11 protein-coding genes are annotated in these 21,749 nt (G+C 73.7%); 10 read left to right on the plus strand and 1 reads right to left on the minus strand.

What is annotated here, in order from left to right:
• Nucleotides 1–245: 245 nt before the first annotated feature.
• The 6 genes from ACI2L3_RS35330 (at nucleotide 246) to ACI2L3_RS35355 (ending at nucleotide 11,506) form a co-directional block, all read left to right on the plus strand.
• Nucleotides 246–3,617, plus strand: coding sequence for an FHA domain-containing protein (locus ACI2L3_RS35330; RefSeq protein WP_404756517.1), 3,372 nt, complete (start codon nucleotides 246–248; stop codon nucleotides 3,615–3,617).
• Nucleotides 3,618–3,774: 157 nt separating this feature from the next.
• Nucleotides 3,775–5,166, plus strand: coding sequence for an ABC transporter substrate-binding protein (locus ACI2L3_RS35335; RefSeq protein WP_404756518.1), 1,392 nt, complete (start codon nucleotides 3,775–3,777; stop codon nucleotides 5,164–5,166).
• Nucleotides 5,167–5,236: 70 nt separating this feature from the next.
• A complete protein-coding gene (locus tag ACI2L3_RS35340; RefSeq protein WP_404756558.1) occupies nucleotides 5,237–6,517 on the plus strand; it encodes a carbohydrate ABC transporter permease in 1,281 nt (426 codons plus the stop codon).
• Nucleotides 6,514–7,395, plus strand: coding sequence for a carbohydrate ABC transporter permease (locus ACI2L3_RS35345; RefSeq protein ID WP_404756519.1), 882 nt, complete (start codon nucleotides 6,514–6,516; stop codon nucleotides 7,393–7,395). Before ACI2L3_RS35340 ends, ACI2L3_RS35345 begins: the two co-directional genes overlap by 4 nt.
• A 92-nt stretch (nucleotides 7,396–7,487) precedes the next feature.
• The gene (locus ACI2L3_RS35350) at nucleotides 7,488–8,693 is read left to right on the plus strand and encodes a hypothetical protein (protein ID WP_404756520.1); all 1,206 of its coding nucleotides are present in this window, start codon (nucleotides 7,488–7,490) and stop codon (nucleotides 8,691–8,693) included.
• Nucleotides 8,690–11,506, plus strand: a complete 2,817-nt coding sequence (locus ACI2L3_RS35355; RefSeq protein ID WP_404756521.1) for a stealth conserved region 3 domain-containing protein — start codon at nucleotides 8,690–8,692, stop codon at nucleotides 11,504–11,506. Before ACI2L3_RS35350 ends, ACI2L3_RS35355 begins: the two co-directional genes overlap by 4 nt.
• An 11-nt stretch (nucleotides 11,507–11,517) precedes the next feature.
• On the opposite strand, the gene ACI2L3_RS35360 is transcribed toward ACI2L3_RS35355, so the two are convergent.
• On the minus strand, nucleotides 11,518–13,620 hold the full coding sequence (locus ACI2L3_RS35360) for a CDP-glycerol glycerophosphotransferase family protein (RefSeq protein ID WP_404756522.1): 2,103 nt from the start codon (nucleotides 13,618–13,620) through the stop codon (nucleotides 11,518–11,520).
• A 149-nt stretch (nucleotides 13,621–13,769) separates the two neighbouring features.
• Between ACI2L3_RS35360 and ACI2L3_RS35365 the strand changes: the two genes are divergently transcribed.
• From ACI2L3_RS35365 to galE, 4 genes are all read left to right on the plus strand, one after another.
• Nucleotides 13,770–17,246: a CDP-glycerol glycerophosphotransferase family protein gene (locus ACI2L3_RS35365; RefSeq protein WP_404756523.1), complete on the plus strand. Its 3,477-nt coding sequence runs from the start codon at nucleotides 13,770–13,772 to the stop codon at nucleotides 17,244–17,246.
• Nucleotides 17,243–18,823: a hypothetical protein gene (locus ACI2L3_RS35370; RefSeq protein ID WP_404756524.1), complete on the plus strand. Its 1,581-nt coding sequence runs from the start codon at nucleotides 17,243–17,245 to the stop codon at nucleotides 18,821–18,823. Before ACI2L3_RS35365 ends, ACI2L3_RS35370 begins: the two co-directional genes overlap by 4 nt.
• Before the next feature lie 51 nt (nucleotides 18,824–18,874).
• Complete coding sequence (locus ACI2L3_RS35375; RefSeq protein ID WP_404756559.1) at nucleotides 18,875–20,533, plus strand: glycosyltransferase family 2 protein; 1,659 nt, start codon at nucleotides 18,875–18,877, stop codon at nucleotides 20,531–20,533.
• 96 nt (nucleotides 20,534–20,629) lie between these two features.
• Entirely contained in the window at nucleotides 20,630–21,616 is a 987-nt protein-coding gene (gene galE, locus ACI2L3_RS35380) for a UDP-glucose 4-epimerase GalE (protein WP_404756525.1), read from the plus strand.
• The last annotated feature ends 133 nt before the right edge of the window (nucleotides 21,617–21,749 follow it).

The raw sequence follows: 21,749 nt of genomic DNA on the forward strand, positions 1-21,749 counted from the left end.
TTGCCGAGTGGTCCCGAATTGACCTTCTTCGAAGAACCCCCGCACTTATACGCAACGGTCCAAGCAGGCACTTTTCCGAGCAGAGCCGACCAATCAAGATCACTTACAGGTGGCCGCCGGGCGTGTTGTCAGCGGCAGGTGCGAGGATGCCTCCAGTACTGGCCGACGTGCCCGTGTGCGGTGGGGGGAATCACAGCGCGTGTCCCCGTGCCGGGCGCCCAGCGCAGAAGGGACCGCTGACGGCGATGCAGATCCGGCTGACCGTCCTCGGGCCGCGCAGCGGCCAGCCCGAGCAGCAAGGCCGCCCCCCGGCGGGGACCGGGGCGCACGGCGCGTGTGACGTCCTGGTCACCGCCCCCGCGGGGACCGCGCTCGCCGCGGTGGTCTCCGGTCTCGCCACGACCGTGGCGGGCAGCGAGGCCCCCCTCGTGCTGTACGCGGGCCCGGACCGCCTTGACGCCCAGCGCTGCACGCTCGGCGAGCCCCCCTTGATCGACGGCGCGGTGCTCTCGCTGGGCGCCCCCGCCGAGCCGGGTCCCGAACTGTCCGCGGCGGCCGCCCAGTTGCACGTGGTGGCGGGGCCCGACGCGGGCGGTGTCCATCTGCTGCACGGCGGCCAGATCCGGGTGGGCCGCTCCGCGGAGGCGGACGTGCCGCTGGACGACCCGGACGTCTCCCGGCTGCACTGCGCGGTCACGCTCGACGCGGACGGCCGCGTCACGGTCGCGGACCTGCGCTCGACGAACGGCACATCGGTGGACGGCAGGGAGATCACCGACCGCCCGGTCCGGCTCTCCCCCGGCTCCCTCCTGCGCATCGGCGAGTCCGCGCTCCGCCTGACGGACGGCAGGGGCGGCCCGGTGCCCGGCGCGGGCGGCGCGCTCGCGACGGCCCCGGACGGCGAGGGCCACGTGCGCGTGCGGCCCGCCGGAGCGCCGCCGCCCACCCTCGGAGAGGCGGCCCCGGCGGCCACCGCCACCCACCACGCGTACGGCTCGGCGGGCTGGGGCGCCGCGGGCGGCACCGGCAGCGAAGGGGCGTACGGGGCACCGGGGGCGTACGGCACGTCGGGGGCGTACGGCGCGCAGGGAACGTACGAGAACCGGCCAGCGCCCGGACCCGGCGCGCACGGGACGCACGGGGCGCCCGCCGGCTCCGACGCGCCCCTCGTGCCGCACCAGGGCGGCGCCCCCGACGCCGAGCAGTCCCGCACCGGGACCCCCGCGCGCGGGACGACCGTGCCGCGCGGCCTGCGCAGGCGCGGCGGCCTCTCCGCCTGGGCCCGGCGGCTGGCCGGGGGCCGGGACGGCGGCCGGACGCCCGATGCGTACGACGTGTACGACGGACCCGAAGCACCCGAGGAGTACGAGGACCAGGAGGACCGGTACGGGGCGTTCGCGGACGCCGGCCTCGGCGCCACCGGCGGCGGGCCCCTGGAGCTCTCCCCCGAGGACCTCGCCATAACCGCCGCTGCCCGAACGCCCGAGTCGTGGCCGGATCCCGCCACCCTGCTGCTCACCGCGCTCGGCCCAGGTCCCCGCCTCTGGGAGCGCGGCACCGGCCACCCCGAGGCGCTCGCGGTGCGGCTCGGCACGGTCGACCGGACGCTGCCCGGCGCCGACGGGCGGGACGAGCTGCTGCCCGCCGTGCCCGTCACGGTCGGCCTGCGGGAGGCGGGCTCGCTGGGGCTCGCCGGCCCCCGTGACCGGCTGACCGGCCTGGCCAGGGCGGTCGTCGCCCAGCTCGCCGCGCTGCACTCGCCGGACTCCCTGGAGATCGTGCTGATCAGCACGGACCGGGCGCGTCCGGTGGCCGAGCGCACCGCCGAGTGGGCCTGGCTCGGCTGGCTGCCCCATCTGCGGCCCACGCACGGCCAGGACTGCCGGCTCCTCCTCGCCTACGACCGCGACCAGGCGGTGGCCCGCACGGACGAGCTGATCCGCCGCCTCGACGACCGCATCGCCGACGGCGGTGCGTACGGCGCGGAAGGACCGGAGGCCGGTGCCCGTACGGTCGTCGTGGTCGACGGCGACCCCGGTGCCGCCGGGCTGCGCGAGGCCACCGTCCGGCTCGCCGGCGACGGAGCGCGCGCCGGGATCCACGTCGTGTGCCTCGCCGAGACCGTCGCGGCCTCACCCGCCTCCCCTGTCCTGGACACGTACGAAGCCGCCTGTGCGGTGACGCCGGCCTTCCGCGCGTGCGGTGCCGCCGCGCTCCTCAGCGGTGACGTGGCGACCGCGCTGCGGCTGATGCGGACGGCGGGCGGGCGCCCCGCGGGGCACGGCACCGTCGCCGCCGTGGACGCCGTGTCGGCGGCCTGGGCCGAGCGGTTCGCTCGGGCGCTGGCGCCGCTGCGGACGGACGGCACGGCCGGTGAGGGGCACGCGCGCGTGTCCGCGCCGCTGCCCCAGTCGGCGCGGCTGCTCGACGAGTTGGGGCTCGCCAGGGCCACGCCCGCCTCGCTGATGGCGCGGTGGGCGGCGGCCGCCGACGACCCCGAGGCGCTCGGCGGGCGCGCCGTGGCGGTGCTCGGCGCGGGTCCGCGCGGGCCGGTCGTCGCGGATCTCGCCGCCGACGGGCCGCATCTGCTCGTGGAGGGCCCGGCGGGCAGCGGCCGTACGGAGCTGCTGCGTTCCGTCGCCGCCTCGCTGGCGGCCGCCGAGCGCCCCGACCGGCTCGGCATCGTGCTCGTCGACGGGCGGAACGGTGTCGGAGCGGCCGGAGCGGGCGGTACCGCGGGCCGGCAGGGCACGGGGCTCGGTGTCTGTACGGATCTGCCGCACGTCACCACGCACCTCGTGGCCAATGACCCGGTCCGCATGCGGGAGTTCGCCCAGTCCCTGGCCGCCGAGCTGAAGCGCAGGTCCGAGCTGCTCGGCAGGCTCGAGTTCACCGAGTGGCACACGCAGCGGGAGGTGGCGGGGCGGATGGTGACGCAGCGCTCGCAGCCGTCCGCCGCCGCGTCCTCCGTGGCCGCCTCCTCGCCGCCCTCCGCGGCCGCTTCCGGGGTGGCGCAGGGGCTCGACGGCGACCTCGACCCGCCGCCCAGCGCCACGATGCGGCTGCGGCCCGCCGCGGCGCGGCAGCGCGTGGAGCCGGGGCCGCCGCTGCCCCGGCTCGTGGTCCTCGTCGACGACTTCGACGCGCTGCTCTCCCCCGCCCTCGGCTCGCCCGGCCGGCCCGCGGCCGGTTCGGTCGTCCGCGCACTGGAGGCCGTGGCGCGGGACGGGGAGCGGCTCGGGGTGCATCTGGTGGCGACGACGGGGCGCAGCGAGCGGATGCCGGAGACGGAGCTCGGGCAGCGGGCGTCGTTGCGGGTGGTCCTCGACGCGGTCGCTTCGGGGCCGGAGGAGCCTGCGCCCGGCCGGGGTGAGCTCCGCTCCCCGGACGGGCGGGCCACGGCCTTCCAGGCGGGCCGGGTGACGGGGCGGATTCCCCGTACGGCGACGTTGCGGCCCACGGTGGTTCCGCTGGAGTGGGAGCGGATGGGGGACCCGCCTGCCCGCAGGCCCGTGCGCGAGCTGGGGAACGGGCCGACGGACCTGGCCCTGCTGGCCAGTGCGCTGGAGCGGGCGGCGCGGTCCGTCTCGGCGGACCAGGTGCCGTCCTTGCTGTGACGGGGCTGCGACGGGGTGGACGCTTCTAAACCTCATGACGCCACGTCACAAGGCCATTACGATCAGCGAGTTGACAGCGCAGGCCATCTTGCCGCCCCTCCCCGCGCGGGCGTAGACCAGACCGCAGGGACTCGCCAGGGAAGAGAACGGGGCAGTGATGCGCAGCACTCTTCGTACACGCAGGGCACCGCTACATCGGCGTACCACCGCCAAGATCGCCTCAGCCGTCGTCGCGAGCGCGCTCGCCCTCACCGTCACCGCGTGCGGCGGTGACGACAGCGGTGACGGTGACAAGGACTCGGAGGGCGGCAAGGACACCGGGAGCACGCTCCAATTGCCGAAGCTGGACGGGGAGGACGTCTCCGTGGCCGCCGTGTGGGGCGGCGCGGAGCGCAAGGTGTTCCTGAAGGTTCTGGACGAGTTCGAGAAGAGGACCGGCGCGAAGGTCTCCTTCGTGCCCGCGCAGGACCCGATCATCAGCTTCCTGGAGTCGAAGGTGGCGGGCGGGGCGCCGCCGGACGTCGCGATGCTGCCGCAGGTCGGCGCGATCGAGCAGGCCGTGGAGAACAAGTGGGCCAAGCCGGTCGGGGCCGAGGCCCAGAAGCAGCTCGACAAGAACTACGCCAAGGGCTGGCAGGAGCTGGGAGCCGTCGACGGCAAGCAGTACGGCGTGTACTTCAAGGCGGCCAACAAGTCCCTCGTCTGGTACAACACGCGGGTCTTCGAGAACGCGGGCGTCGAGGTCCCCAAGACCTGGGACGAGTTCATGGAGACCTCCCAGACCATCTACGACTCCGGTGTGCCGCCGGTATCGGTGGCGGGCGCGGAGGCGTGGACGCTCACCGACTGGTTCGAGAACATCTACCTCTCGCAGGCGGGCCCGGAGAAGTACGACCAGCTCGCGCAGCACGAGATCAAGTGGACGGACCCGTCCGTCAAGGACGCGCTGACCACGCTCGGTGAGCTGTTCGGGAAGAAGGGGTTCGTGGCGGGCGGCGCGGACGGCGCGCTGCAGACCGAGTTCCCGGCGTCCGTGAAGCAGACCTTCCGGGGCGGCGACCAGCCCAAGGCGGGCATGGTCTTCGAGGGCGACATGGTGTCCCTCGCCATCTCGGAGACCAAGGCGAAGGTGGGGACGGACGCGAAGGTGTTCCCCTTCCCGTCGGTCGGTGACGAGTCCCCCGCCGTGGTCGGCGGTGACGCCGCCGTCGCGCTGAAGGACAGCAAGGGCGCGCAGGCGCTGCTGACCTTCCTCGGCTCGCCGGACGCGGCGAAGATCTGGGCGGAGGCGGGCGGCTTCATCTCGCCGAACAAGAACCTGGACATGTCGGCGTACCCGAACGACGTGCAGCGCGACATCGCCAAGGCCCTGGTCGCGGCCGGCGACGACATCCGCTTCGACATGTCCGACCAGGCCCCGCAGTCCTTCGGCGGCACCCCGGGCAAGGGCGAGTGGAAGGCGCTGCAGGACTTCCTGAAGAACCCGAAGGACGTCACCGGCACGCAGCAGGTCCTGGAGACGGCCGCCGCCAAGGCCTACAAGGACTGACGCGGTGGCGTCCGCGAACGCCGGGGGCACCCCGAAGGTGGCGCCCCCGGCACCGACCTCGCGCAAGAGCGTGACCGGCACCCGCAAGACCGTGGCGGTGCTGTTCCTGCTGCCCGCCCTGGTGCTGCTCGGCGCGCTCGTCCTCTACCCCATCGGGTACTCGTTGTTCCGCAGCTTCTTCGACAAGTCGGGCGGCTTCACGGCGTTCGGCAACTACGAGACGCTGTTCACCGACGACAGCATCGTGACCGCCATCAAGAACAACGCGATCTGGCTGGTGGTGGCGCCCACCGTGGCGACCGCGCTCGGCCTGATCTTCGCCGTGCTCACCGAACGGGTGCGCTGGGGCACGGCGTTCAAGCTCGTCATCTTCATGCCGATGGCGATCTCCATGCTCGCCGCGGGCATCATCTTCCGGCTCGTGTACGAGTCCGATCCCGACCGGGGCGTGGCCAACGCGGTCGCGGTGAGCGTGCACGACACGTTCGCCGAGGCGTCGGCGTTCCCACAGGCGCATCCCAGCATGAACTCGCCCCTCAAATCGGGCGGTGGCGGCGCCTTCGTCACGAAGGAGCCGGTCGAGGCGGGCAAGCCGGTGGTCCTGCCGCTGACGGGTGTGCCGCCGAACGAGATGCCGGACGACGCGAAGGCCGCGAAGCCGGCGCAGGCCGACCCGGACCGGGTCACCGGCACGGCCTGGCAGGACTTCACGCGCGGCAAGGGCCGGGGCGAGCCGAACGCCCCGGACTCCTCGGAGTTCGGGTACGCGGGCATCAAGATCGAGGCCGTCAAGGACGGCGAGGTGGTGGCGTCCACGGAGGCGGCGGCGGACGGTACGTTCGCGCTGCCCAAGGAGGCCGACGGGGCACAGCTCCGCTACCCGGCGTCCAACTTCCGCGAGGCGTACAACGGCGTCGACTGGCTCGGCCCGAGCCTCATCACGCCCGCGATCATCGGCTCCTATCTGTGGATGTGGGCCGGGTTCGCGATGGTCCTGATCGCGGCGGGCCTGGCGAGCGTGCCGCGTGAGCTCCTGGAGGCGGCGCGCGTGGACGGCGCCAACGAGTGGCAGGTGTTCCGCCGGGTGACGGTGCCGCTGCTCGCGCCCGTCCTCGCGGTAGTGCTGGTCACGCTCATGATCAACGTACTGAAGATCTTCGACCTGGTCTTCGTGATCCCGCCGGGCTCGTCGAAGGACGAGGCGAACGTACTGGCGGTCCAGCTGTACAACTCGGCGTTCGGGGACCGGGACGCGGGCGTGGCGAGCGCGATCGCCGTCCTGCTCTTCCTGCTGGTGATTCCGGTGATGCTCATCAACATCCGGCGGATGAGGCGGGAGGCACAGCGGTGACGACGCAGACTGAGACCGTCAAGGCCAAGCAGTCCCTGGGTGCGCGCATCGCCTCCGCGCTGGGCGGCACCGCGCTGCGCGTCTTCCTCGTGCTGGTCGGCCTGTTCTGGCTGGTGCCGGCGGTCGGACTGCTGATCGGCTCGCTGCGGACGCCCGCCGACATGAGCGAGAGCGGCTGGTGGAAGGTCTTCAGCGCGCCCTCGCAGATGACGCTGGAGAACTACTCCAACCTCCTCGAGGACGATACGATCACCGACTCGATCCTGGCCAGCGTCATGATCACGGTGCCGGCGACGCTGCTCGTCGTGGTGATCGGGGCGCTCGCCGGGTACGCGTTCGCGTGGATGGAGTTCCCCGGCCGCGACTGGTGGTTCATCGGTGTGGTGGGGCTGCTCGTCGTCCCCGTGCAGGTGGCGCTCCTGCCGGTCTCCAAGCTCTTCGGTGAGATCGGCATCTTCGAGACGACGATCGGCGTGATCCTCTTCCACGTGGCGTTCGGCCTGCCGTTCGCCATCTTCCTGCTGCGGAACTTCTTCGCGGAGATCCCGCGCGAGCTCCTGGAGGCGGCGCGGCTCGACGGCGCGGGTGAGATGCGGCTGTTCCTGCGGGTCGTGATGCCGCTGGGCGCGCCCGCGATCGCCTCGCTCGGCATCTTCCAGTTCCTCTGGGTCTGGAACGACATGCTGATCGCGCTGATCTTCGCGGACTCGCAGAATCCGCCGATCACGGTCGCGCTCCAGCAGCAGGTGCGGTTCTTCGGCGACAACGTGCAGATCCTGGCGCCGGGCGCGTTCATCTCGATGGTGATTCCGCTGGCGGTCTTCTTCGCCTTCCAGCGGCAGTTCGTCTCCGGGGTGATGGCGGGGGCGGTGAAGTAGGGGTACGAGGGGCGTGAGGTGACCCGTCCGGCCTCCGCGAGAATGGCGTAGCTGCGCGAGAGGTCCCGGACATAAGCGGTCAGAGTGGACAGATGCACCGCTTGAGCCTTACGCCCCGCCGCCGCCCCGGACCGCCTCCTCCTGCCGTACGGCGCCTGCTCGCCACCGCACGTACGGTCCGCTTCCGCCTGGAGCGGGCCGCGGCGGGGCGGCAGCGCGGTCCCGCCGCGGGTGCGGGGGCGCCGCTGCTGGTGCCCGTGCATTTCTCGCTGCGGGACAGCCGGACCCTCAACCTCGCGCTGCGTGCGGAAGGCGCCCTCGGCGGGGCGGGTGGCGCTCGCCTCGTGATGTCGCGGGGGCCGCGCAGGATCGTCGTGCCGCTCGTCCGGGAGACGCGGCTCGGTGACGTTCCCCTGCTGACGGCCACGGTGACGCTGCGCGGGATGGGGGACGGCGTGTGGCGGGTCGCCGTCGAGGCGCGGGGGGCCGACGGCCGCGTACGCCGGCACGGTCTTGCACCCGCCGCGACGGGCACCCCCACGACACGGCGGGACCCACCACCCGCGACGGGCACCCCCACCACACCGCTGAACCCACCGCCCGCGACCCCCACCGTCCCCCACGCCCCCGACCCCCTGACCGGCACGCTCGTCCGGATCGTCAGGGCCCGGAGTGGGCGGGCGGTGCTGCAGGCGACGCGGTCGCGGGCGCGGGCGGAGCTGGTGCGGTTCGTGCCGTCCGGGGACGGGATCACGGTGCACGGGAGGCTCGTCGCGGGGAGCCGAGCCGGACGATCCGAACGCCCCCAGCGCCCCGAGCGCCCCGAGCGCCCCGAGCGCTCCGAGCGCTCCGGACGACCCGAGCGCCCCGGACGCCCCGAAGAGACGGACGCCGTGGCCGTGCGGCGGCGGGACGGGGTCGTCGTGCCGGCCGATGTGTCATGGCGGGGGGACGCGTTCACGCTGCGCGTGCCGCTCGGTGCGATGGCCGGGGTGGACGCCGGGCAGTGGGTGTGGGACTTCCGGGTGGGGCGGCTGCCCCTCGGCCGGTGGCTGAGCGACGTGCGCGACCCGTCCGCCGCCTACCCCACCCCGTTCCGCGTCTTCGCGCTGCCGGACGGCACGCTCGTCCGCGCCCACGCCCACTTCACCAGGACCGGCGCCTTCGCGGTGACGTGCTGGGACATCACCGCCGAGGCCACCCGGAAGCCCGGCGCGACACCGGAGCCCGCCACCGTGACGGAGTCCGCCGTTCCGGGGCCCGAGGTCACGCGCGAGTTCGCGGAGGAGACATCATGAAGATCACGTACCTGCTCGGGTGGGGCGACGAGATGGGCGGCACCGAGCTCGCCACGTACACCCAGGCGCGGCACCTCGCCGAGCGTCCCGGCGTCGAGGTCGAGGTGATCTCCGTCTTCCGTACCCGTGCCGAACCCTTCTTCGCGGAGGCGCGCGGGCTGCCCGTGCGGCACCTCGTGGACCGCACCGTGACGCCCGAACACCCCGTGCGGGACAGTGAGTTGGACGATGCCGCGTGCCGGACGCTCGCCGCGTTGCCCAGTGAGCTGATCAGGCCCGCCTGGGAGGGCGCCTTCGACCGGCTGTCCGACGTCGAGATGACCGCCGCGCTCGGCTCGCTCGACACCGACGTGCTGGTCACGACGACGCCCGCGCTGCTCGCCGCCGCCGTGGCGCTCGTGCCCGCGCGGGTCGTCACCGTCCACCAGGAGCACCGCCCCACCCAGCGCCGCGGCCCCTCCGGCGAGCCCCTGCTGCTGCACGCGCCGCGCCTGGACGCGCTGGTCACGCTGACCGAACGCTCCCGGGACTGGATCGCGGAGTCGCTTGGCGCCACCGCTCCCGAGCTAGCCGTCATCCCGAACGCCGTGCCCGACGGCTTCCGGCCGCGCGCGGACGGCGAGAGCAAGGTCATCGTGATGGCGGCGCGGCTGACCGGCGAGAAGCGCGTCGACCACGCCGTCCGGGCGTTCGCGCAGGTCGCCGACGCGCACCCGGAGTGGAAGCTGCGGATCTTCGGCGGCGGCCACCGCGAGCGGCAGCTGCGCCGGCTGGTCGACGGGTTCGGCCTGCACGACCGGGTGGAGCTCCTCGGGCCCTGCCGGGACATGGCCGCCGAGTGGGCCAAGGCGGGGCTGAGCCTGATGACGGCGGGCCACAACGAGGCGTTCCCGCTGGTGCTGCTCGAAGCGCTCGCCGCCGGGGTGCCGGTCGTCGCGTACGACGTGCTGACGGGGCCCGCCGAGATCGTGCGGCACCGCGTCGACGGGCTCCTCGTACCCCCCGGCCAGGTCGATGAACTCGCCATCGCCATGGGTGAGTTGATGGCGGACGACCAGACGCGGCGTGCGTACGCTGAGGCCGCGCGCGAAGGCGTCTACGCCCGCTTCTCCTCCGCGGACGTCACCGCGCGCTGGGAGGAGCTGTACACGCGGCTCGTCGCGGGACGCGACAGGACCGGACGGCTGCGCGGGCGCGCGGACCGGGTGGCGCTCGGTGTCGCGTCCGGCGGCGGCGCCTTCCGGCCGACCGCCCCGCACACCTACGACGCCGCGGCCGCCGCCGACGAGCACGCCCGCGAGGACGAGATCCTCGCGGCGGACGGCACGGGCCGCGTCATCCGCTCGGTGGGCCGACTCGCCGAGCGGCGCGACGACGTCCTCGCGCCGCGCATGGCCGACTGGAACCTGGAGCTCGCCGCGGACGCCCTGGCGGCGCAGGACGTCCCGTACGTCGTCGTGCGCACCACCAACGGCACCGCCCACACGCTGGCCGTGGCGGAGGACGACCGGGGCCGCGCGCTGAAGGCGCTCGCGGGGGCGCTGCGCGGGCAGCCGGTCTACGCCGAGCTGGTCAACCCGCGTGACGCGGCGCCCGGCGCCGTCCTCGCCGAACGGCTCGACTCCATCGGCGAGTTGGCGGGTGTCAGGCTGTTCAAGCCGGTGACCACGACCACGCTGTCGCTGCGGCACGGCGCGGGGCTCGCCTGCACGGTGGGCTTCTGGACGCGGACACCCGACGGTTCCTTCCGGGCCCCGTTCGGCGCGACGCTGGCGGGCGCCGAGCTGCCCTCGCTCACCCCGACGGCGACGCTGCGCGTGGCCGGCCGCGCGTATCCGTCGCTGGACGTGTTCACCGAACTCCTCGTCAAGGACGTCGACTTCCCCGTCGACGCGGTCTACACCTGGGTCGACGACTCGGACCCCGAGTGGCGCGCCCGCCGCGACGCGACGCTCGGCGGCGGCGGCACGTCGGCCGACAACGGGGCGGTGCGCTTCCGCAACCGCGACGAGCTCCGCTTCAGCCTGCGCTCCCTCGCGATGTACGCGCCGTGGATCCGGCACGTGTACCTCGTCACGGCCGGTCAGGTCCCGCCCTGGCTCGACCGGGACCACCCGGGCCTGACCGTCGTCGACCACCGCGACCTGTTCGCCGACCCCGACGCCTGCCTGCCGACCTTCAACTCGCACTCCATCGAGTCCCAGCTGCACCGCATCGAGGGCCTGTCGGAGCACTTCCTCTACTTCAACGACGACATGTTCCTGGGCCGCCCCACCAACCCGGACACCTTCTTCCTCAGCAACGGCCTCGCCCGCTTCTTCTGGTCGTCCGCGTCCGTGCCCGCGCTCCCGGTCACGGAGGCCGACGAGGGCTATCTCGCGGCGGCGAAGAACAACCGCGAGCTGCTGCGCCGCGAGTTCGGCAGGACGACGACGCACACCTTCTTCCACGTGCCGTACGCGCTGCGCCGCAGCATCCTCCAGGAGATCACCGAACGCTTCCCCGAGCAGCTGGCGGCCACCGCCCGCAGCCGCTTCCGCTCCCGCGACGACTTCTCGCTCGTCTCGTCGCTGCACCACCACTACGCGTACCTCACCGGGCGCGCGGTGCCCGGCGGCATCTCGTACGACTTCGTCGACATCGGCGACCGGGCGGACCACGCGCGGCTCGGGCGGCTGCTGCAGAACCGCGACAGGACCGCGTTCTGCATCGGGGAGTCCCCCGACGGCGGGGTGACGGACGAGGAGATGGCGCTCGCCATCCGGTCGTTCCTGACGGCGTACTTCCCGGTGCGCTCCCCCTACGAGCTCTGAGCCGCGCCGCCCTACGAGCTGGCCCCGGAGAGGAAGAGCCGCCGGACCACGCGTTCGGCGGCCTGCCCGTCGTCGTAGGGGCAGAAGCGCTCCCGGAACGCGCTCCGCAGCGCCGTCGTCTCCGCCGTGTCCCAGCCGCCGTACCGGAACAGTCCGGCCAGCTCGTCCTCCGTCGTGGCGACGGCGCCCGGTGTCTCGCCGGGGCGCCCGGAGAGCAGGTCGAAGTAGGTGCCGCGGGCCAGGCGGTAGGCCTGCCAGTCGGGGGCGTAGGTGACGATGGGGCGGTCCAGGCAGGCGTAGTCGAACATCAGCGACGAGTAGTCGGTGACGAGGGCGTCGGCGGCCAGGCACAGCTCCTCGACGTGCGGGTGCCCGGTGACGTCAACGAGCTGCGGGTGGCTCTCCGCGGCCAGGCCGGTGTCGGCGCCGTAGAAGTAGTGGGCGCGCACGAGCACGACGTACGACGGGCCGAGCGTCTCGGCGAAGCGGCGCAGGTCGAGGCGGGGCAGGAAGCCCTTCTGGTAGTCGCGGTGGGTGGGCGCGTACAGCAGCACGGTCCGCCCGTCGTCGACGCCCAACTGCGCGCGGATCCGCGCCACTTCCTCGTCGCCCGCCGTGAAGTAGACGTCGTTGCGCGGGTAGCCCGCCTCCAGGGGCTGGTAGGCGACGGACGGGTAGACGCGCTCCCAGACCTCCGTGGAGTGCGGGTTCGAGGAGAGGCTGAAGTCCCACTGGTCGGTGTGGTCGAGGACCTTCTGGAAGCTGATGCCGTGCGTGCCGGCGGGGTAGCGGCGCTGGTCGAGGCCCATCGTCTTGAGCGGGGTGCCGTGGTGGGTCTGGAGGTAGACCTGGCCGGGGCGTTTGGTGAAGCCGCCGGGGAAGCTGGAGTTGTTGACGAGGTACGTCGCGGTGGCCATCGTCTGCCAGTAGCGCCGGGAGCCCTCGATGACGTACTCGACGCCGGGCGGCACCCGGTGCTTGTTGCGGCTGGAGACGACCCATACGCCCCGGACGTGCGGGGCGAGTTCGCGGGCCTTGGCGTGGATGGCGGCCGGGTTGCAGGAGACGCCGCGGTTCCAGTAGGCGCCGTAGACCGCGAGGTGCGGGTCGAGGGGGCGGCGCAGGTCGGCGCGGTAGGCGGCGCGCATGGCGCGGGCGCGCAGCTTCTTCTTCTGCCGCCGCAGCTGCCGGGTGACACGCAGCCGCCGCGTCTCGGCCTTGCGCAGGCCTTCGTAGGCGGCGAACGAGGCGGTGGCGAGGGCCTTGCCCTCGGGGGTCAGCGGCGCGGTGCCCGCGGGCGCGTACGCCCGGTGGATGCGGGAGGCCTCGCGGAAGAAGTCGCGCCGGTCGCCCTGCCGGATGCGTCCTGGGTCGTCGAGGACGGCGAGGAGGTGGGCGGCGGCGTGCGGCAGGAGCCGGGCGCGCTGCTCGGGTCCGGCGTCGGCGAGCAGCTGCTCGTACCGTCCGGCGAGGGCGAAGTGCGCGCGGCCCGGCGTCTTGGCGAAGCTGCCGGCCCGCCGCTCGCGCCAGCGCACGCAGGGCCGCTCGAGGACGGCGACGCGGTCGCCCGCGCGCAGGGCCGCGGTGTGGACCGGCACCACGTCCTCGTACGCGCCGGAGGAGAAGGCGAGCTCCTGTTCGCGCCAGAAGTCGCGCCGGAAGACGCGGTTCCAGGCGGCGGGGGTGACGGCGAGGGGGTCGCCGGTGAGGTCGTCGCCGCCGGGGCGGACGTTCTCCCACCAGTCGACGCGGTCGTGGCCGCAGAGCAGGACGTCGGGGTCGCCGGCGGCGGTGAGTGCCGCGTCGACGGCCGTGAGGGCGCCGGGGAGCAGCAGGTCGTCGCCGTCGAGGAAGAGGAGGTGGTCGCCGGTGGCGCGGTCGGCGCCGGTGTTGCGGGCGGGGCCGGGGCCCACCCGGTCGGGGAGGCGGACGAGTTGCGTGCGCGGGTCGCGCTCGGCGTACTCCGCGGCGATCGCGGCGGAGGCGTCGGGGGACGCGTCGTCGACGACGATCAGCTCCAGGTCGCCGAAGGACTGGGTGAGTACCGAGTCCAGGCATGCGCGCAGGTATCCCTGGACGCGGTGGACGGGGACGACTACGGAGAAGCGCGTCATGGGCACCGACCGTAGCCAGCGGGACACCGCCTGTCGAAGACCGAGGGTCACTCGTTGGGGTGATCGAGTGCAGAGACCTTGACCGTCGTGAGACGCGAGCGGGCAAAGGGGACGAATATGCCGTTATCCCCACCGAAAGGCCGGTTCGCGTGCAGCCCCGTCTCAGCGTCGTCGTACCCATCTACAACGTCGAGGAGTTTCTGGAGGAGTGCCTGGAGTCGATCGCCGGGCAGACCATGGACGGCCCTGGCCTGCTGGGCGGCCCCGAGGCGCGCGGCGGTCTGGAGTGCATCCTCGTCGACGACGGTTCGACGGACGGCAGCCCCCGCATCGCCCGCGAGTTCGCCGCCAGGGACCCCCGCTTCATCTACGTACGCCAGCGCAACGCCGGCCTGAGCGCCGCCCGCAACACCGGGGTGCGCAAGGCTTCGCCCACCGCCGAGTTCCTCACCTTCGTCGACAGTGACGACGTCGTGCCGCACGACGCGTACGGACGGATGATCGCGAGCCTCGACGCCACCGGCTCCGACTTCGCGAGCGGCAACGTCTGGCGGCTCACCGAGCGCGGGCGCTCCCAGGCCTGGCAGTACAAGTGGCTGACCGAGGCGCGCACGAGCACCCACATCTCCGAGGACCTCGACCTGCTCTCCGACCGCGTGGCCTGGAACAAGGTGTTCCGCCGCGCCTTCTGGGACCGGCACCGCTTCACCTTTCCCGAGGGCAAGCTCTACGAGGACACCCCCGTGATGATCCCGGCGCACTTCCTCGCCGGGTCCGTGGACGTGCTCAGCGACCACGTCTACTACTGGCGGGTCCGCGAGGGCTCCATCACCCGGCGCCGCACCGACGTCAAGGGCGTCCGCGACCGGATCGCGGCCTGCGCGCACGTCAGCGGGTTCCTCGCCCGGCACGCGCCGGAGATGAAGAAGACGTACGACGCGTCCTGCCTGCGCGACGACTTCGTGTACTTCCTGGAGGGGCTGCCGATGGGCGGGCCCGAGTACCGTTCGGCGTTCCTCACGGACACGGCCGCGTTCCTGCGCCGCGCCGACCCTGACGTGCTCGCCGCGCTCCCCGTCGACCTGCGCGTCAAGTGGCAGCTCGTCCGCGAGGCGCGCACCGCCGAACTCATCGAACTGCTCGCCTTCGAGCGGGCCAACGGCACGGCGTTCCACGTGCGCGGGAAGGTGCGGCGCCGCGCCGCCTTCCCCGGCGTCGGCCCGCTGCCCGAGAAGGTGACGCGCCTCGGCCGGGGCGAACTCCCGGTGGTGGCACGGGTGAGCGAGTCGCGGTGGGACGCCGAAGGGAAGCTGCGGATCAGCGGATACGCGTACGTCCGCAACCTGGAGGCGACCCGCCCCGGGCACTCCGTGAAGGCGGGCCTGCTCAAGGCCGCGCACAGCAGACGGCAGATCCGCCGCGTGCCGACGCGGACCGTCACCGCTCCGCAGGCCACCGAGAAGTCCCGGCAGCGGCTGCACTGCTACGACCTGTCGGGCTTCGAGATGACCGTCGACCCCGAGCAGCTCAAGACCGGCGGCCGCTGGCGGCCCGGGAACTGGCTGTTCGGCGTGGTCGTCGCGGGCCACGGCACGGTGCGGCGGGCGGCCGTGCGGTCTGCCGAGGGAGCGTCCACCCAGTCCGTGGTGCGGGAGCTCGGCGACGGGCTCAGGCTCGTCCTCGGCTTCAGCAAGGGGCGGCTCGTGCTGCGCATCCAGGAGTACGCCGCGCGCGTGGACGCCCACCGGCGCGACGGGGACGACGTGGTGCTGACGGGCATCCTGCCGGGCCGCGCCCGCCCCGCCGCGCTCCGCCTCACCCACGCCCCCACGCAGACGGACTTCGACTATCCGGTACGGCTCACCGGCGACCGCTTCGAAGTACGCGTCCGCCTCGCCGACCTGGAAGGCGTGCCGCCCACCCCGCACCGCGCGCCCAAGGGCGTCGAGCCGCCGCACGGCGAGCGCTGGCAGGCCAACCTCGTCCTGCCCGACGGCACCCTGAAGTCCCTGGCCGCCGCCCTCGGCCTGCCCCCGGGCCGGTACGCCTCCGGCGCGGGCCGCGAACTGTGCGCCACCGCCAACGACCGGGGCGGCCTCGTCGTCGAGCTGACCCGGCAGCCGATCGCCGACCGCGTCACGTGGCACCGGGACGGCACGCTGACGGTGGAGGGCTCGGCGTCCGCGACCGGCTGGACCGCCCCCGAGCTGGTGCTGCGCCACAGCGGCCGCGACGAGGAGCTGACGGCCACCGCCGAACACACCGGCGACCGCTTCCGCGCGGTGCTCGCACCGGGCGGCGGAGCGCTCCGCGAGGGCCGCTGGTACGCGTTCCTGCGCGACGGCACAGGCCCCGAGGACGGGGTACCGGTACGGCTGCTCGCGTCCGCGTCCGCCACGCTGCCCCTCCACCACACCGTCGAAGGACGGGAGTTCACCGTCGACCGGCGATTCGGCGACCGGCTGCTCGTCGAGGCGGGCTCGGTGCTCTCGCGCTCCGAACGCGGCGCGTACCGGCGGCACCGGCTGCGCACCGGCCACTACCCGAGCCGCCGCCGGCTGCCGCTGACCGACGCCGTCCTGTACTTCGACGGGGACTCGCCGCGCGCCGTCCACGAGGAGCTGGTGCGGCGCGGCGCCGACGTCGAGCACCTGTGGGTCACGCACGACCAGCAGACCCACGTCCCGGCCGGCGCGAAGGGCGTCGAGGAGCACAGCGCCGACTGGTACGAGGCGCTGGCCCGCTGCCGCCGCATCGTCACCGCCGGTCACCTGCCGGACTTCTTCGAGCGCCGCGAGGGCCAGACCGTCGTCCAGACCTGGAACGGCGCCCCGCTCAAACGCATCGGCACCGACCTGACCGACACCCTCTACGCCGACCACGGCCACCTCGACGCCCTGCCGAAGCTGTCCCGCCAGTGGGACGTCCTCGTCTCGCCGAACCGCTTCTCCACCCCCCACCTGGGCCGCGCCCTCGCCTACGACGGCGAGGTCCTGGAGGCGGGCTCGCCCCGCAACGACGTGCTGTTCGGCGACGACCGGCAGAAGGTCGCCGAGCGGGTCCGCCGCGAGCTCGGCATCGACCCGGGCAAACGCGTCGTGCTGTACGCGCCGACGTACCGGGACCATCTCGCGTACTCCCCCGGCCGGTTCCGCTACGAGCCCGCGCTGGACTTCCGCGCGGCCGAGTCCGTGCTCGGCGACGACCACGTCCTGCTCGTCCGCAAGCACCCGCTGACGGCGGGCCGGCTGCCGGGCGCCCGCGCACCCTTCGTGCGCGACGTGTCCGCGCACCCGCGCGCCGCCGAACTCCTGCTGCTCGCCGACGTCCTGGTGACGGACTACTCCTCGCTGATGTTCGACTTCGCGCACACCGGGCGCCCGATGCTGTTCCACGCGTACGACCTGGAGCACTACCGCGACACGGTGCGCGGCTTCTACCTCGACTTCGAGACCAGCGCCCCGGGCCCGCTGCTCGCCTCCACCGGCGAGGTCGTCGAGGCGCTGCGCGACCTGGACGCGATCTCGGCGCGGCACACGGACGCGTACACGGCGTTCCGCGAGGCCTACTGCGACCTGGACGACGGGCGCGCCGCGGCCCGCGTGGCGGAGAGGCTGATGCGGTGAGCGGGGCGCTGCTGACCCGCAGGACCTTCCACGGCGCGACGGCACTCGGCGGCGGCCGGCGCCGGCGCCCCAGCCCTTACGTCGTCGTGGGCGGGCTGTTCTGGCTGGTGATGTCGCTGGCGTACTGGCGGGTCCCGATGTGCTGCGACTTCGGCCAGCACGCGGCGGTCGTCGAGCGCCTGAAGGAGAACCTCCTGCACCCCGCCCACCCGATGGCGGACCTGCCGGGCGACGGCAGCGCGTACTACTCGCCGTACGCCGTCGCGCAGGGCGTGTTCGCCAAGGTCACGGGGCTCGCGGGCTGGGAGGTCGTCAAGCTGGCGGGGCCGCTGAACCTCGTCGTCCTGCTCACCGGCATCGGCCGATTCGTCCGCGTCCTGACGCCCCGCCCGTGGGCGCCGGTCCTCGCCCTGTTCGCGATGGTCCTGCTGTGGGGCACGCGGTCGGCGTGGTGGAGCGGCTACCTGGGCCTGATGTCGATGACGGGGAACCTCGGCTATCCGTCGACGTTCGCGATCGGCCTGACCTTCTGGGCGTGGGCCTGGGCGGGCACGCTCGTCCACCGCGTGGGGCGCTCCTGGTGGCCGTACGCCGGCCTCGGTGTCCTGTGCGGGCTGATCCTGCTCATCCACCCCATCTCGTCGGTGGCGGCGGTGATCGGCGTCGTCGCGTTCGCGGCGTCCGGCCGCACGGTGTGGCGCCGGGCGTGGCAGTGGGCGGCGACCGCCCTCACCGCGGTGGCCGTCGCCTCGGTCTGGCCGTACTTCAGCGTCTTCTCCCTGGTCGGGGACGAATCCGTCGACTGGATCCACCGCCAGCTCTACACGGAGATGCCCCAGCGCTTCTGGCTGGCCCTGCTCGGCCTGCCCGCCCTGTGGCTCCGCTTCCGCAGGGATCGCAGGGATCCCCTGGTCCTCATGTTCGCCCTGGACTGCGCGGTCGTCGCGTACGGCTGGGTCAGCGGCCACTACACCTACGGCCGCATCCTCGGTCTGACCCTCGTCCCGCTCCAGTTCGCCCTGGCCGTCGAGCTGGTGGCGCCCCGCTCCTGGGGGTGGCGGCGCGGCGCGCTCGCCGGGGCCGCGGCCCTCGGCGCCTGCGTCGGGTTCTTCCAGATCCAGGCGGGCGCCGTCGTGCCCCGCGCCCTGGACCCGGTCGGCTTCGAACAGCCGCCGCGCTGGCCCGGCTACGGATGGGCGGTCAGCCACATGCGCAAGGGCGACGTCCTCCTGTCGGACGGCTACCGCCCCACCCGCTCCATTCCCGGATACGGAGTCAACCTCGTCGCCCCCGCCTGGCCGGACGCCTCACTCGACGAGGACGTGCGCCAGCACCGCCTTGCGGCCGTGCGCGCCTATCTGTCCCCCGACTCCACGCGCGCCGAGCGCGCGGCGATCGTCCGCCGCTACCAGGTGCGGTGGCTGCTGCTGTCGCCCGGCCAACGGGTCCCGCGCGAGGCGGTGGTGGTCGGCTGGAGCCCACGGACCGGTGAGGTGCTCGCGCGGGTCGGCGGTGCGAGGTCCTCGTACGGGGGCGGGGGCGGGGGCGCTCCCGCGAATGCCCCCCTAATCGGATAATTACGAGAAACGCCTAACATTTCCCCTGTGGACCGCAACCTGCCTCATCCGATTGCCCAGAACACCCCTGCCACTAACCACCCGTCCGACTCCCTCGACTCCCTCGTCTCTGTCGTCGTGATCGGCTACAACGACGCGGCCCACGTCGCGGACGCGGTGCGCTCCGCGCTGGCGCAGGGTCCCGTCGTCCGCGAGGTGATCGCGGTCGACGACTGCTCCACGGACGGCAGCGGCGAGATCCTGGCCGCGCTCGCCGCCGCCGACCGGCGCGTCCGGGTCATCCGCCGGGACACCAACAGCGGCGGCTGCGGCACCCCCCGCAACGACGGGATCGACGCCGCCGCCGCGCCCTATGTGATGTTCCTCGACAGCGACGACGTGCTGCCGCCCGGCGCGGCCACCGCACTGCTCGCCGCCTCCCGGAAGCACGGCACGGAGGTCGCGTCCGGGCTGTGCGTGCGCCGCGAACTGCCCTCGGGGCGCGAGGTGCCGTGGCAGCCCGAGCTCTACACCCGGGCCCGGCTCGTCGCCCGCCCCGAGCTGCGCACCCGTCTGGTCCACGACACGCTCTGCGTCAACAAGCTCTACCGCACGGACTTCCTGCGCGAGCACGGCATCCGCTTTCCCGAAGGCCGGTTCATCTACGAGGACTTCGTCTTCACCGCGCGCGTCCTCGCCGCCGCGCCCCGCATCGCGCTCGTCCCCGACACGGTCTACGTCTGGCACGTGCGGCGCGCCGCCGCCAAGCTGTCGATCTCCCTGGACCGCTCGGGAATCGCCAACTGGCAGGCCCGCATGGAGGCGCACCGCCAGTCCGTGGAGATCCTGCGGGACGCGCGCGGCACCGGCGGCAAGCGGCTCGCGCGGGCGGCCCGCGCCAAGTTCGTCGACCACGGCCTGCGCATGTACACGCGTGAACTGCCGGCGCGCGGCAAGGAGTACCGGCGCGAGTGGTGGGCCCTCACGCGCGCCTACCTGGCGACGTTCGACGCCGCCGACCTCGACGCGGCGCCCGCGCCGGGCCGGGTCATCGCCCGCGTCATCCTCGCCTCCGAGGAGCCGCGCGACCTGACGCGCCTGAAGCAGGTGGCGGCGCGCCCGGCCCGGCTCGCGCCGCCGTACGCGAGGGCCGCCGACGCGACGCCGGTCTGGGCCGAGGACCTGCCCCAGGTCACTCTGGAGCACCTGCTCGTACGTCCCCTGCGGCTGCTGCCCATCGCGGTCGACGGCGAGCTGCGCCCCGGCGCGGGCGGTTCGCGGCTGACGCTGCGGGTGCACGAGCTGTACGGGCGGGTGGCCGCCGCGGGCCCGGCCACGGTCGACGTCGAACTCGTCGACCGGCAGGGCGGGCGGCCCGGGCTGCGCCGGACGGCGGCGTTCGGTCCGGAGCGGCCCGGCGGCACGTGGGACGCCACGGTCCTGCTCGACCTCGGCTCGCTGGCCGACGGCGTGTGGGACGTACGGCTGCGGCTGCTCTTCGACGACGGGACGGCCCGCGAGACGACCGCGCACGCCGTCGCGGGCCCCGGTCTGCTGCGCCGCACGGTGGTGCCGAGCCGGCGGCGCGGGGTGCTGCTCGTCCAGCCGTACGCCACGCAGGCGGGGAACCTCTCGGTGCGGCTCGCGCCCGGTGTGCGGGGCGTGGCGGGGGTCGCGAAGCGGCGCCTGGGGCGGCTGCTGGGCTCGGTCCGGAGCGCCGTGCGGCACTGACAGCTCGCCGCCGGGGCGCTGACGCGTCCCCGACACCGCCTCTGCGACACTGCACCTCCACGCATCACACTCGCGACAAGACGGGACAAGACGACCATGACCTGGCTGATCACCGGCGGCGCCGGATACATCGGGGCGCACGTCGTCCGCGCCATGACGGAGGCGGGCGAGCGGGCCGTGGTCTACGACGACCTGTCCACCGGCGTCGCCGAGCGCGTCCCCGCCGGCGTGCCGCTGGTGGTCGGCTCGGTCCTCGACGGCGAGCGGCTGACCAGCGCCTTCGCGGAGCACGGGGTCACCGGCATCGTGCACCTGGCGGGGAAGAAGCAGGTCGGCGAGTCCGTCGAGCGGCCGCTGCACTACTACCGCGAGAACGTGGAGGGCCTGCGGGTCCTCCTCGACGCGGCGGTCTCGTCGGGCGTCGCCCACTTCGTCTTCTCGTCCTCCGCGTCGGTGTACGGCATGCCCGACGTCGACCTCGTCACCGAGGAGACGCCGTGCCTGCCGATGAGCCCGTACGGCGAGACGAAGCTGGCCGGCGAGTGGCTGGTCCGCGCGGTGGGCCGGGCGCACGGCCTGACGACGGCGTCCCTGCGCTACTTCAACGTGGCGGGCGCGGCGGCTCCCGAGCTCGCCGACACCGGCGTCTTCAACCTCGTCCCGATGGTCTTCGAGAAGCTCACCGACGGCGAGGCGCCCCGCGTCTTCGGGGCGGACTACCCCACCCCCGACGGCACCTGCGTACGCGACTACATCCACGTCGTCGACATCGCCGAGGCCCACGTGGCGACGGCCCGCCGGCTCGCGTCGTCCGCGCCCGGCACGGATTTTGTTTTCAATGTCGGGCGTGGGGAGGGGGTTTCGGTCCGTGAGATGACGGATCTCATCAACGCGGTTACGGGATACGACACCCCTGCCGAGGTCACCTCCCGCCGCCCCGGCGACCCGGCCCGCGTGGTCGCCTCTGCCGACCGCATCGCCGCCGAACTCGGCTGGTCCGCCAAGCGCGATGTCCGCGACATGGTCGCGTCGGCGTGGGCGGGGTGGGTACGGCTGCATCCCGGGGCGGGTCGGGGACGTTGATGGTTGCCGGGGCCGCCCGGATTTTGCGGAGTGTGGCGGTTCCGGGCCGGCAGTAAAGGGCGCTCCTGCGTCGCGTCGGCTGCGCCGATTCCGCTTCGCTCCACCCTTGACTGCCGTCCCTCCACCGCACGTT

The organism is Streptomyces sp. NPDC029674 (assembly GCF_044903205.1).
GTDB lineage: Bacteria > Actinomycetota > Actinomycetes > Streptomycetales > Streptomycetaceae > Streptomyces.